The sequence below is a fragment of the Pseudomonas sp. NPDC087697 genome (genome assembly GCF_044743155.1).
Classification (GTDB): domain Bacteria; phylum Pseudomonadota; class Gammaproteobacteria; order Pseudomonadales; family Pseudomonadaceae; genus Aquipseudomonas.
Genome location: NZ_JBIUVW010000024.1, coordinates 69,332 through 82,131, shown reverse-complemented (window position 1 = coordinate 82,131; position 12,800 = coordinate 69,332). Strand labels below are relative to the sequence as shown.

At 58.8% G+C, this 12,800-nt stretch carries 11 protein-coding genes; 8 read left to right on the top strand and 3 right to left on the bottom strand.

Going from position 1 to position 12,800, the window contains the following annotated elements:
* Window positions 1–202: 30S ribosomal protein S2 (gene rpsB / locus ACIPIN_RS17465; RefSeq protein WP_401120500.1), on the bottom strand; the 202-nt coding region annotated here is incomplete at its 3' end.
* Window positions 203–573: 371 nt separating this feature from the next.
* Here rpsB and map point away from each other — a divergent pair.
* The 4 genes from map to ACIPIN_RS17445 all read left to right on the top strand — a co-directional run bounded on the left by map (window position 574) and on the right by ACIPIN_RS17445 (window position 6,418).
* Window positions 574–1,356 (top strand): type I methionyl aminopeptidase, encoded by a 783-nt coding sequence (gene map / locus ACIPIN_RS17460; protein WP_401120499.1) that lies wholly within the window; start codon window positions 574–576, stop codon window positions 1,354–1,356.
* A 43-nt stretch (window positions 1,357–1,399) separates the two neighbouring features.
* Window positions 1,400–4,102, top strand: coding sequence for a [protein-PII] uridylyltransferase (locus tag ACIPIN_RS17455; protein ID WP_401120498.1), 2,703 nt, complete (start codon window positions 1,400–1,402; stop codon window positions 4,100–4,102).
* A gap of 138 nt (window positions 4,103–4,240) precedes the next feature.
* Window positions 4,241–5,440, top strand: a complete 1,200-nt coding sequence (gene dapC, locus ACIPIN_RS17450; RefSeq protein WP_401120497.1) for a succinyldiaminopimelate transaminase — start codon at window positions 4,241–4,243, stop codon at window positions 5,438–5,440.
* 255 nt (window positions 5,441–5,695) lie between these two features.
* Window positions 5,696–6,418: a matrixin family metalloprotease gene (locus tag ACIPIN_RS17445; RefSeq protein ID WP_401120495.1), complete on the top strand. Its 723-nt coding sequence runs from the start codon at window positions 5,696–5,698 to the stop codon at window positions 6,416–6,418.
* 43 nt (window positions 6,419–6,461) lie between these two features.
* Here ACIPIN_RS17445 and ACIPIN_RS17440 read toward each other — a convergent pair whose 3' ends face one another.
* On the bottom strand, window positions 6,462–8,105 hold the full coding sequence (locus ACIPIN_RS17440; protein ID WP_401120493.1) for a Na+/H+ antiporter: 1,644 nt from the start codon (window positions 8,103–8,105) through the stop codon (window positions 6,462–6,464).
* A gap of 434 nt (window positions 8,106–8,539) precedes the next feature.
* On the opposite strand from ACIPIN_RS17440, the gene ACIPIN_RS17435 reads away from it, so the two are divergent.
* The 4 genes from ACIPIN_RS17435 (at window position 8,540) to ACIPIN_RS17420 (ending at window position 11,658) form a co-directional block, all read left to right on the top strand.
* Window positions 8,540–8,848, top strand: coding sequence for an arsenate reductase (locus ACIPIN_RS17435; protein ID WP_401120502.1), 309 nt, complete (start codon window positions 8,540–8,542; stop codon window positions 8,846–8,848).
* Between the two features lie 33 nt (window positions 8,849–8,881).
* A complete protein-coding gene (dapD, locus tag ACIPIN_RS17430) occupies window positions 8,882–9,916 on the top strand; it encodes a 2,3,4,5-tetrahydropyridine-2,6-dicarboxylate N-succinyltransferase (RefSeq protein WP_401120491.1) in 1,035 nt (344 codons plus the stop codon).
* 135 nt (window positions 9,917–10,051) lie between these two features.
* Window positions 10,052–11,257 (top strand): aminotransferase class V-fold PLP-dependent enzyme, encoded by a 1,206-nt coding sequence (locus tag ACIPIN_RS17425; protein WP_401120490.1) that lies wholly within the window; start codon window positions 10,052–10,054, stop codon window positions 11,255–11,257.
* Window positions 11,254–11,658 (top strand): SufE family protein, encoded by a 405-nt coding sequence (locus ACIPIN_RS17420; protein WP_401120489.1) that lies wholly within the window; start codon window positions 11,254–11,256, stop codon window positions 11,656–11,658. Before ACIPIN_RS17425 ends, ACIPIN_RS17420 begins: the two co-directional genes overlap by 4 nt.
* Window positions 11,659–11,747: 89 nt before the next feature.
* Here ACIPIN_RS17420 and tcdA read toward each other — a convergent pair whose 3' ends face one another.
* On the bottom strand, window positions 11,748–12,560 hold the full coding sequence (gene tcdA / locus ACIPIN_RS17415; protein ID WP_401120488.1) for a tRNA cyclic N6-threonylcarbamoyladenosine(37) synthase TcdA: 813 nt from the start codon (window positions 12,558–12,560) through the stop codon (window positions 11,748–11,750).
* Between the last annotated feature and the right edge of the window lie 240 nt (window positions 12,561–12,800).

Below are 12,800 nucleotides of genomic sequence, written 5' to 3'. Positions count from 1 at the left end.
GAATCTTGTTTTTGCCCTGGGCCAGACGCTCTACGAAAGTCAGAGCTTCGTTGAACATTGGCAGGGTTTTTTCAAGGTTGATGATGTGGATCTTGTTACGCGCGCCGAACATGTATTTACCCATTTTCGGGTTCCAGTAACGGGTTTGGTGACCGAAGTGCACACCGGCCTTCAGCATATCGCGCATGTTGACTTGGGACATGATAGTTCCTTAATAAGTCGGGTTTGGCCTCCACGTATCCCAATGACCAACCAGCAGCATCAGCTGAAGGCACCCAGGTCATCGTGTCGACACGTGTGTGGATTTAGGCTTTTCAGGGTATCCCCGGAAAGCGGCGCATTTTATATCACAAGGAGGGCGAAAACGAAACCCGGATTCTTGAAACCGGATAAGCACTTTTGTCCCGGCCCTTGGAATCCCCCCAGAATGCGCCATTCTATAGAGAGAAGCGATGCACAGAGGCGCAGATTTGCCGTGATCGTCTGTTAGAATCGCGTTTTTCAGGGCTGCGAGCAGCATCAAGCAGAGCCCATTCCGTATAGAAAGCGCCACTGAGCGTAGAGAGAGCCTGTATGACCGTCACCCTCAAAACCCCAGAGGACATCGCAAAAATGCGCATCGCCGGCAAACTTGCCGCCGATGTGCTGGAAATGATTGCCGAATACGTCAAACCCGGCGTCACGACCGAAGAGCTGGACCGCATCTGCCACGACTACATCGTCAACGAGCAGAAAGCCATCCCTGCCCCGCTTAACTACAAAGGCTTTCCGAAGTCGATCTGCACCTCGATCAACCACGTGGTCTGCCACGGCATCCCGAACGACAAGCCGCTTAAAGATGGCGACACGCTGAACATCGACGTCACCGTGATCAAAGATGGCTATCACGGCGACACCAGCCGCATGTTCCACGTCGGCAATGTGCCGGTCTGGGCCGAGCGCCTGTCGCAAGTCACCCAGGAATGCATGTACAAGGCCATCGAACTGGTCAAGCCTGGCTGCCGCCTCGGCGATATCGGCGAAGTCATCCAGAAGCACGCTGAAAAGAACGGCTTCTCGGTGGTTCGCGAGTTCTGCGGCCACGGCATCGGCAAGGTGTTCCACGAAGAACCGCAAATCCTGCATTACGGCCGCGCCGGCACCGGCATGGAGCTCAAGGAAGGCATGACCTTCACCATCGAGCCGATGATCAACCAGGGTCGCGCCGACACCAAAGTGCTGGGCGACGGCTGGACCGCGATCACCAAGGACCGCAAATTGTCCGCCCAGTGGGAACACACGCTGCTGGTGACCGCCACCGGCTACGAGATCTTCACATTGCGCCGCGATGACACCATCCCTCGCGTTTCGGCCTGATCCGACAAGCTCCGCACCCAGCCTATAGAAGGAAAGCCAATCGATGCCGCAGGTGGATCCCGAACTCTTCGACCGCGGCCAGTTCCAGGCTGAACTGGCCCTGAAGGCAAGCCCGATTGCGGCCTTCAAGAAGGCTATCCGCCAGGCGCGCGAGGTGCTCGACGAGCGCTTTCGCAGCGGGCGGGATATTCGCCGGCTGATCGAGGATCGCGCCTGGTTCGTCGACAACATCCTGCAAAAGGCCTGGGAGCAGTTCGACTGGAGTGAAGACGCTGACATCGCGCTGGTCGCGGTCGGCGGCTATGGTCGCGGCGAGTTGCACCCCTACTCCGACATCGATTTGCTGATCCTGCTGGACAACGCCGATCACGAAGTTTTCCGCGATTCCATCGAGCGTTTTCTGACGCTGCTGTGGGACATCGGCCTGGAAGTCGGCCAGAGCGTGCGCTCGGTGGACGAATGTGCCGAACAAGCCCGCGCGGACCTGACGGTAATCACCAACCTGATGGAAAGCCGCACCATTGCGGGCCCCGAACATCTGCGTCAGCGCATGCTCGATGTCACCAGCACCGAACACATGTGGCCGGCCAAGGAGTTCTTCCTGGCCAAACACGCCGAACAAAAAGCGCGTCACCACAAATACAACGACACCGAATACAACCTGGAACCCAACGTCAAAGGCTCGCCCGGCGGTCTACGGGATATTCAGACGATTCTCTGGGTGGCGCGCCGCCAATACGGCACGCTGAACCTGCGCGCCCTCGCTGGCGAAGGCTTCCTGGTCGAAAGCGAAAACGCCCTGCTGGCCTCGTCCCAGGAGTTCTTGTGGAAGGTCCGCTACGCCCTGCACATGCTGGCCGGCCGCGCCGAAGACCGTTTGCTGTTCGATCACCAGCGCTCGATTGCCGGGCTGCTGGGCTTCGACGGCGAAGACGCGAAACACGCCATCGAAAATTTCATGCAACAGTACTACCGGGTGGTGATGAGCATTGCCCAGCTCAGCGACCTGATCATCCAGCATTTCGAGGAAGTCATCCTCGCGCCGGAAGATGAAGCCCCGCCGCAACCGATCAACTCACGCTTCCAGCTGCATGATGGCTACATCGAGGCGATCAACACCAACGTGTTCAGGCGCACGCCGTTTGCCATGCTGGAAATCTTTGTGCTGATGGCTCAACAGCCGGAAATCAAAGGCGTACGGGCTGACACCATTCGTCTGCTGCGCGAACACCGGCACCTGATCGATGAGGATTTTCGCAACGACATTCGCAACACCAGCCTGTTCATCGAACTGTTCAAATGCAAGATCGGTATCCACCGCAACCTGCGACGGATGAACCGTTACGGCATTCTCGGGCGCTACCTGCCAGAGTTCGGTTTTATCGTCGGGCAGATGCAGCACGACCTGTTCCACATTTATACGGTCGACGCCCACACCCTGAACCTGATCAAGCACCTGCGTAAGTTGCAGTACACCCAGGTGTCCGAGAAATTCCCGCTGGCCAGCAAGCTTATGGGCAAGCTGCCAAAGCCCGAGCTGATCTACCTCGCCGGGCTGTATCACGACATCGGCAAGGGCCGGCATGGCGATCACTCGGACATCGGCGCGGTCGATGCCGAAGCGTTCTGCCAGCGGCACCAACTGCCCGTGTGGGACAGCCGGCTGATTGTCTGGCTGGTACAGAACCACCTGGTGATGTCGACTACCGCGCAGCGCAAGGACCTGTCCGACCCGCAAGTGATCCACGACTTCGCGCAGGTCGTCGGTGACGAAACCCGCCTCGATTACCTGTACGTGCTGACCGTTTCGGACATCAACGCCACCAACCCGACGTTGTGGAACTCCTGGCGTGCCAGCCTGTTGCGTCAGCTCTATACCGAGACCAAGCGCGCCTTGCGCCGCGGCCTGGAGAACCCGGTCGATCGCGAAGAGCAGATTCGCCAGACCCAAAGTGCCGCCCTGGACATTCTGGTACGCGGCGGTACCGACCCGGACGACGTCGAGCAACTCTGGTCGCAGCTGGGCGATGATTATTTCCTGCGCCACACCGCTGGCGATGTGGCCTGGCACAGTGATGCAATCCTCCAGCAGCCAGCTGACGGCGGGCCACTGGTACTGATCAAGGAAACCACCCAACGCGAGTTCGAGGGTGGCACGCAGATCTTCATCTATGCGCCGGACCAGCACGACTTCTTCGCCGTGACCGTGGCGGCGATGGACCAGCTCAACCTGAACATTCACGACGCACGGGTTATCACCTCCACCAGCCAGTTCACCCTCGACACCTACATCGTGCTCGACACCGACGGCGACTCGATCGGCGACAACCCGGCGCGGGTCAAGCAGATCCGCGACGGCCTGACCGAGGCCCTGCGCAACCCGGACGACTACCCGACCATCATCCAGCGTCGGGTGCCGCGCCAGCTCAAGCATTTCGCATTCGCGCCACAAGTGACGATCCACAACGACGCCCAGCGCCAGGTGACGGTGCTGGAACTCAGCGCCCCTGACCGTCCGGGCCTGCTGGCGCGGATTGGAACAATCTTTCTCGAATTCGACCTGTCACTGCAGAACGCCAAGATTGCCACCCTCGGCGAGCGAGTCGAAGACGTGTTCTTCATCACTGACGCGAACAACCACCCGTTGTCCGACCCACAGCTGTGCAGCCGTTTGCAGGATGCGATCGTAGAACAACTGAGCGTCAGCCCCGAACCCTCTATCGAACTGTCGCGCATCAGCATCTGAATCAACAAACTTCCCCCCTGTGGGAGCGGGCTTGCTCGCGAAAGCGGTGTATCAGTCGACGATGATGTTGAATGTCACGCCGCCTTCGCGAGCAAGTCGGATCGCCGCACCGCCGCTCCCACATTGATCGAGGCCCCCATGAACAACGCTCTGAACCAGCTCCAGCCTTACCCGTTCGAGAAATTGCGCGCCCTGCTCGGTGCGGTCACGCCAAATCCTGACAAGCGCCCGATTGCACTGTCCATCGGTGAGCCGAAGCACCGTTCGCCAAGCTTTGTAGCCGAAGCACTGGCGAGCAATCTGGATCAGATGGCCGTCTACCCGACAACCCTCGGCATTCCCGCACTGCGCGAAGCGATTGCCGGCTGGTGCGAACGTCGCTTCAACGTGCCAAGTGGCTGGATCGACCCGGCGCGCAACGTGCTGCCGGTCAACGGCACTCGCGAAGCGCTGTTCGCCTTCACTCAGACCGTGGTCAACCGCGGCGACGACGCATTGATCGTCAGCCCGAACCCGTTCTACCAGATCTATGAAGGCGCAGCGTTCCTCGCCGGCGCTAAACCGCATTACCTGCCGTGCCTGGATGAAAACGGCTTCAATCCGGACTTCGACGCGGTATCGGACGATATCTGGAAGCGCTGCCAGATCCTGTTCCTGTGCTCGCCGGGCAATCCGACTGGCGCGCTGATCCCGGTCGAAACCCTGAAGAAACTGATCACCCTGGCCGACGAACACGACTTCGTGATCGCCGCCGACGAGTGCTACAGCGAGCTGTACTTCGACGAACAGACCCCACCGCCGGGCCTGCTCAGCGCCTGCGTGGAACTGGGTCGCAAGGACTTCAAGCGCTGCGTGGTCTTCCACAGCCTGTCCAAGCGTTCAAACCTGCCGGGCCTGCGCTCGGGCTTCGTCGCGGGCGATGCAGAAATCCTCAAGGGCTTCCTGCTCTATCGCACCTACCACGGCTGCGCCATGCCGGTTCAGACCCAACTCGCCAGCGTCGCCGCGTGGAATGACGAAGTGCACGTACGCGCCAACCGTGCGCTGTACCGCGAGAAATACGATGCGGTACTGGAAATCCTCAGCCCGGTGATGGATGTGCAGCGCCCGGACGGCGGTTTCTACCTGTGGCCGAACGTTGAAGGCGATGATGCCGCGTTCTGCCGTGATCTGTTTGTCGAAGAACATGTGACCGTGGTCCCGGGCTCTTATCTGTCCCGTGAAGTCGATGGGGTCAATCCCGGTGCCGGGCGTGTGCGCCTGGCATTGGTTGCGCCGCTGACTGAGTGCGTTGAGGCGGCGGAGCGGATTCGCGCCTTTATCACTCGCCACAAGTAAACGATAATTAAACCCGCACTATGCAATGTAGTGCGGGCTAACCCGTCGTCAACATAAAGTAACAACCCCAGCAACAAAAACCCTTCCAGACCCCGCACTAAATATTGATACTCTCGCCACCCCACCTCAACTAAAACCAATCCCTCAATCAATTATAAAAATATTTTATTCAACTTATTTTAATCGAATACACACAAGCAAGCCGGCAGGACAACTGCCACTTACCGCAACCGATAAAACATGGACGTTATAAGCATGAACAATAAACCTTGCACTATCACGAATAGTACTGACCCAATCGCCTCCTATGAAGCAGCCATCAATGAGCGACCAGACAACGTCGCACCCAACAGCTCCAAACGCCCCAAGAGGAGCGTTGGCAGTCATACAAAATACTGGGAGCCGGGGCGCACATTGAAAATCGCCCTGTATGACGAAGACCAGGAAACTATCGAACGGGTAAAAACAGCTGCGAGCAAATGGTTACCGTACATCAACCTGAAGTTCAACTTTGTCTCGGGTGAAGAGGGCGATATTCGGATCTACATCAACTACGCTGGCGATGGTGGAGGCAAATCTGCGGTCGGAACAGATGCCTTGATCATATCACCTGCCTATCCAACCATGACTGTGGATGCCGCCCCGGAGACACCCAGGTTTGAGTTTATTGTTCTGCATGAATTTGGTCACGCCCTGGGACTTGATCATGAGCATCAACACCCCGATGCATCAATTCCATGGGACCTGCCAAAAACCTATGCATTACATCAACAGCAATTCGGCTGGAGTCGCGAACTGGTTGACCTGAATGTTCTGCCGCTGCCACGTGTTACAGATAAAACCTATGGCAGTTACGACTGCCACTCGGTCATGCATTACGAAATCTCCAGCGAATGCACAATCGGGGGTTGGGAACAGAACGAAAACTGGGAGCTGAGTGCAAAAGACATTGAGGCAATCCGCAAAGCTTACCCCTGAATGATTTGATGATTGGCCGTAAGTGACGGGTGAGATAAAGCGCTTACTTGACCTGCCCCAGATTCGCCTCGCTCAGATCAAGCTCCCCCAGCACCTCTCGCAACACGTCATCACCAATCTGGTGATGACGACTGAGACTGTACAGCTCCAGACGTTGTGCCCGCAGGGCTTTGAGGCGCAAACGACGTTCCAGCAAGTCCATTTGAAACGCCAACGCCTGGGCTTCGGCGGAATCGTTAAACACCTCCAACTGATGCCGATACTCGGACATGATCCGCGCCTTGAGCTCGGCAGCCAACGCTGCCTGAGCGGCGTCCTGGGAATTGGCGGATTCGGCCAGTTCTTCGACCTCCAGCGCATGAATCGCCGCTTCAGCGGTTTTACGCCAGGCCTCGCGAACTTCGTGCTGACGCTTTTCATCCGGACTTTTCGCAACCCCTCGCAGCAACAGCGGCAAGGCAATACACGCCGCTACCAGCGATAACAGGATCACCCCGGCGGCAATGAAGATCAGCAAGTCCCGCTCAGGGAACCCGGCACCGTCCATCAATAGCGGAACCGACATGACACCCGCCAGCGTCACGGCCCCGCGCACCCCGCCAACCGTCAGCAACCAGCAAGATCGCGCGGTGGGCACCAATGTCAGATCACCCTTGCCACGCCAGCGACGCAGTAACCCGTACAAACGCCAGATGCTCTGCACCCAGACAAAACGCAACACCACCAACACTGCAAAGATCGCCATCACATCCAGCACGCGATAGAGCAGCGTCGGCCACAGCGAAGTTTCGTGACTGACCACGGCTTTGATGATGTCCGGCAGTTGCAACCCCAGCATCAGGAAGATCAAACCGTTGAAAGCAAATTCCAGCAGCGACCAGACACTGCGATTGAGCAGTCTCGTGCTGGTCTGGCGTGGCAACAGATCGAGCCAGCTCTGCATCATCCCCGCTGCCACAGCGGAGAGAATGCCCGAAGCACCGAGGCGTTCCGCCAACACGTAAGCGGCGAACGGTAGCAGCAACATAAACACCACGTGGGTGGCTGGATCGTCCCAGCCGCGAGCGATCATCCATGCGCGCAAACGTCCGACCAGCCAGCTCAGGGCCACGCCGACGGCCAGACCGCCGACCGCCACCAGCACAAACGTCAGGCTGGCATTGGCCAGGGAGAACGCCCCGGTTATGGCCGCGACCAATGCAAACTTGAAGGTCACCAGACCCGAGGCATCATTCATCAATGCTTCGCCCTGCAGCATGTGCATCAAAGGCTTGGGCAAGCGGTTCTGGGAAATCGCCGACACCGCCACGGCGTCGGTCGGTGACAATACCGCTGCCAGCGCAAAGGCCACGGGCAAAGGAATGCTCGGCAACAACCCATGAATGAAGTACCCGGCACCGACCACGGTGAACAACACCAGCCCCACCGCCAGGGTCAGGATCGGCCCGCGCAACCGCCAGAACTCGCGCTTGGGCATGCGCCAACCGTCGGAGAACAGCAGCGGTGGCAGGAACAGAAAGAGGAACAGTTCAGGATCGAGGGCCACATGCAGGCCCAACGTTGGCCAGGCAAGCAGCGCACCCGCACCGATTTGCACCAACGGCAACGGCAGCGCAATCACCCGGCCGACCAAGCGCGAGACACTGACCAGCATCAGCAGGATGAGGACGGTATAAGCGGTTTGCATAAAGCGGGGTTCTCGGTCGAAGCGGCACACATCTGGCAACAGGTTGCCGTCGAAGTGCCATATTAGCTGCTTAGACTAGTGGCCTGTACGGCTAGTGAGTTAGATCAAAGTCGGATGCCAGAAGTCCCTAGCCAAGGCTCTGTGACGAGTCATAGCCCGCTATGGCGAGGAACAGCAACGCAGGATAGGGGCTTCTGGCGCCGAATTTGACTAACAGAACTAGCCACACAGGCCACCAAACCGTTGCACAAAGGTCGCACCTGGCCAGGTAACCTATCGCACAATGTGGCAAAGCCCGGTCGCAGCCGACGCCGAACCCGCTCGGTCATGGCATAATCCGTCACCATTCATTTCCAGCACCTCCAAAGGGGGGCAATTCCTTGACCGCTTCAAGCAAAACGTTGCACCTTTTCGGCATCAAAGCCTGCGACACCATGAAAAAGGCTCGCACCTGGCTCGATGAAAACGCTGTCAGCTTTGATTTCCATGATTACAAAACGGCCGGAATCGACCGTGAACACCTGACCCAGTGGTGCAGCGAGCACGGTTGGCAAGTGGTGCTCAACCGTGCAGGCACGACCTTTCGCAAACTCGATGACGAACGTAAAGCCGATCTCGACCAGACGAAAGCGATCGAACTGATGCTCGCACAACCTTCGATGATCAAGCGCCCGGTGCTCGATCTCGGTGACCGAACCCTGATTGGCTTCAAGCCAGATATCTACGCGGCAGCACTCAAGTAAGGCAGCCCGTTCAATTTTGTTAGAGGTATAAACATGTCCACTACCCTGTTCAGCCTGGCCTTTGGTGTCGGCACTCAAAACCGTCAAGGCGCATGGCTGGAAGTGTTTTACGCAGCCCCTGTTCTCAAGCCATCGGCCGAGCTGGTCGCCGCTATTGCCCCGATTCTGGGCTATACCGAAGGCAATCAGGCGATCGCGTTCAGCACCGCCCAGGCCGCGCAACTGGCTGAAGCCCTGAAGAGTGTTGATGCTGCTCAAGCGGCGCTGCTGACCCGTCTGGCCGAAAGCCACAAGCCGCTGGTCGCCACCCTGCTGGCCGACGACGCACAACTGAGCTCCACCCCTGAGGCCTACCTGAAGCTGCACCTGCTGTCCCATCGACTGGTCAAGCCGCATGGCCTGAACCTGGCCGGGATCTTCCCGTTGCTGCCGAACGTAGCCTGGACCAGCCAGGGTGCAATCGACCTGAACGAGCTGGCCGAGCATCAGCTGGAAGCGCGTCTGCGTGGCGAGCTGATGGAAGTGTTCTCGGTCGACAAGTTCCCGAAAATGACCGACTACGTCGTGCCGACTGGCGTACGTATCGCTGACAGCGCGCGAATCCGTCTGGGCGCTTACATCGGCGAAGGCACCACCGTGATGCACGAAGGCTTCGTCAACTTCAACGCCGGCACCGAAGGCCCGGGCATGATTGAAGGCCGCGTCTCTGCGGGCGTATTCGTCGGCAAGGGTTCGGACCTGGGCGGCGGCTGTTCGACCATGGGCACCCTGTCGGGCGGTGGCAATATCGTGATCAAGGTCGGCGAAGGCTGCCTGATCGGCGCCAACGCCGGCATCGGCATTCCATTGGGCGACCGCAACACCGTTGAGTCGGGCCTGTACGTGACCGCTGGTACCAAAGTGGCACTGCTGGACGAGAACAACAAACTGGTCAAAGTGCTCAAGGCCCGCGAACTGGCAGGCCAGCCTGACCTGTTGTTCCGCCGCAATTCGGAGACCGGTGCCGTGGAATGCAAAACCCACAAATCGGCCATCGAACTGAACGAAGCGCTGCACGCTCACAACTAAGCAGCCTCAAATGATCTCTGTAGGAGCAAAGCTTGCTCGCGATGCTTTTGGCGGCCTGAAGGGCCCCATCGCGAGCAAGCTTTGCTCCTACAGGGCCAGGCGTACACCCGCCCATGTTTAACAGGGCCCGATGGCATGATGATTCCTTCTCCCTGGCGCACCGATTTTCCGGCCATCGCCGCTTTGCAACGGCAAGACCAGACCTATCTGGACAACGCCGCCACCACCCAGAAACCCCAAGCCCTGCTCGACGCACTGGCGCACTACTATGCCAACGGCGCGGCCAACGTCCATCGTGCGCAACACCTGCCCGGCGCTCACGCCACGCAGGCGTTCGAAGACAGCCGCAACAAAGTCGCGCACTGGCTGAATGCCGGTAGCAGCGGGCAAATAATCTTTACCCACGGCGCGACCTCTGCGCTGAACCTCCTGGCCTATGGCCTGGAACACCTTTTCAATCCGGGCGATGAAATTGTCATCAGCGCCCTGGAGCACCACGCCAATCTGTTGCCGTGGCAACAATTGGCACACCGTCGCGAGCTGAAACTGGTGATCCTGCCACTGGATGTGGACGGCCTGATCGATCTCAACGCCGCCGCTCAGTTGATCGGCCCGCGCACTCGATTACTGGCGGTCAGTCAGCTATCCAACGTACTCGGCGCCTGGCAGCCGTTAGCGCCATTGCTGGCACTGGCCAAGGCACAGAACGCCCTGACCGTGGTCGACGGCGCTCAAGGTGTGGTCCATGGCCGCCATGACGTGCAGGCTCTGGGCTGCGACTTCTACGTTTTTTCCAGCCACAAGCTCTATGGCCCGGATGGCCTCGGCGTGTTGTATGGCCGCAATGAGGCCTTGCAGCAGTTATGCCCATGGCAGTTCGGCGGCGAGATGGTGCTGGACGCCAACTACCACGACGCGCGTTTCCGCCCGGCCCCGCTGGGCTTTGAAGCCGGCACGCCACCGATTGCCAGCGTGATTGGCCTGGGGGCGACCCTCGACTATCTGGCAGGACTGGATCAGGACGCCGTGTGCGCCCACGAAGCTGCGCTGCATGATTACCTGTTGAAGGGCTTGCAGGCTCGCAATGGCATTCGCCTGCTGGGCAAGCCACAACTGGCGCTGGCCAGTTTTGTCGTCGAGGGTGTGCATAACTCGGATCTGGCGCATTTGCTGACCGAACAAGGGATCGCCGTGCGCGCCGGTCATCACTGCGCAATGCCGTTGCTGAAAAGCTTCGAACTGGCGGGAGCGATTCGGGTTTCGTTGGCGCTGTACAACAATTCCGAGGATCTGGAACGGTTCTTTGAAGCGCTGGATCAGGCGCTGGAGTTGTTGCGATGAACCTGCCGGCCGACGCCGTTGCTGCACTGGAAACCTTTCAGGCCGCCGCTGGCTGGGAACAACGCGCCCGCCTGCTGATGCAGTGGGGTGAACGGCTTCCCGCCTTGAGTGACGCAGATAAAACCGACGCCAACCGTGTGCACGGCTGCGAAAGTCAGGTGTGGTTGGTGGGCGCGTTGCACGATGGCCATTGGCAGTTCAACGCCAACAGCGATGCACGATTGATTCGTGGGTTGGTGACGTTGCTGCTGGCGCGGGTCAACGGGTTATCCGCTGAAGAACTGCAGCAGGTTGATTTGCCGGACTGGTTTGATCAACTGGGCCTGAGTCGACAACTGTCGCCGTCGCGCAGCAATGGCCTCAATGCCGTGTTACAGCGAATGAATGAGTTGGCAGGTTAACCGCCATCGCGAGCAAGCTCGCTCCCACAGGAAAACGCATTCCAATGTGGGAGCGAGCCTGCTCGCGATAAGGCCATCAGCCACACCAATCAAACCTGAGGTTTGACCCGATCCGCCGGGCGCCGCATGCCGGCGACAATCTTATCCACAGCCTTGGTCGCGGCGACCATGCCAAACGTCGCGGTCACCATCATCACCGCGCCGAAACCACCGGCGCAGTCGAGTTTCACGCCATCGCCGACAAAGCTTTTCTGCAAGCAAATGCTGCCATCGGGTTTCGGATAGCGCAGTTGCTCGGTGGAGAACACGCACGGCACGCTGTAGTGACGGGTCACGGTGCGTGAGAAACCATAATCGCGACGCAGCGTGGAGCGAACTTTGGAGGCCAGCGGGTCATTGAAGGTGCGGTTCAGGTCACAGACCTGGATCAGCGTCGGATCGATCTGCCCGCCCGCACCGCCAGTGGTGATGATCTGGATCTTGCGACGCTTGCACCAGGCGATCAGCGCAGCCTTGGCGTTGACGCTGTCGATGCAGTCGATCACGCAGTCGATGTTTGGCGTGATGTACTCGGCCATGGTCTCGCGTGTGACGAAATCCGCCACTGCGTGCACGGTGCATTCCGGGTTGATCCCGCGCAGGCGTTCGGCCATCACTTCGACCTTGGGCTTGCCGACGGTGCTGTCCAGTGCATGCAACTGACGATTGACGTTGCTGACGCACACATCATCGAGGTCGAACAGCGAGATTTCGCCTACGCCGCAACGGGCCATGGCTTCCGCCGCCCAGGAACCGACGCCACCGACGCCAACAATCGCCACATGGGCTGCGCGCAAACGCGCAAGGCCTTCGATACCATACAAACGGGCGATGCCAGCAAACCGCGGATCTTCTGTACTCATGACCACTACCCTAAAAACCGGCGCGCATTATAGGGCCGATGCGTGCCAAGAACATCTTTGCGCTATAAACGGCAACGAGTCCTGTTTTAATTTAGCGAGCTTTTGTACATTTTTTGTCACACAAAAGAACTTAAGCGAAGATGGCTTGCCCAATGTCCGGCTTTTTTCTGTCTGCTATACGCTCAGTTGAAGGCCAGTGTAGGATGCGCGCCGATTGGCGTGTGCCAACCGTCCCCTCGT

Coding starts and splice junctions, on each gene's coding strand:
- ACIPIN_RS17435 (WP_401120502.1), top strand. CDS start 8,540: ATGAAAAAGGCTCGCACCTGGCTCGATGAAAACGCTGTCAGCTTTGAT.
- tcdA (WP_401120488.1), bottom strand. CDS start 12,560: ATGAGTACAGAAGATCCGCGGTTTGCTGGCATCGCCCGTTTGTATGGT.
- ACIPIN_RS17440 (WP_401120493.1), bottom strand. CDS start 8,105: ATGCAAACCGCTTATACCGTCCTCATCCTGCTGATGCTGGTCAGTGTC.
- ACIPIN_RS17420 (WP_401120489.1), top strand. CDS start 11,254: ATGAACCTGCCGGCCGACGCCGTTGCTGCACTGGAAACCTTTCAGGCC.
- ACIPIN_RS17445 (WP_401120495.1), top strand. CDS start 5,696: ATGAACAATAAACCTTGCACTATCACGAATAGTACTGACCCAATCGCC.
- ACIPIN_RS17455 (WP_401120498.1), top strand. CDS start 1,400: ATGCCGCAGGTGGATCCCGAACTCTTCGACCGCGGCCAGTTCCAGGCT.
- ACIPIN_RS17425 (WP_401120490.1), top strand. CDS start 10,052: ATGATGATTCCTTCTCCCTGGCGCACCGATTTTCCGGCCATCGCCGCT.
- dapD (WP_401120491.1), top strand. CDS start 8,882: ATGTCCACTACCCTGTTCAGCCTGGCCTTTGGTGTCGGCACTCAAAAC.
- map (WP_401120499.1), top strand. CDS start 574: ATGACCGTCACCCTCAAAACCCCAGAGGACATCGCAAAAATGCGCATC.
- dapC (WP_401120497.1), top strand. CDS start 4,241: ATGAACAACGCTCTGAACCAGCTCCAGCCTTACCCGTTCGAGAAATTG.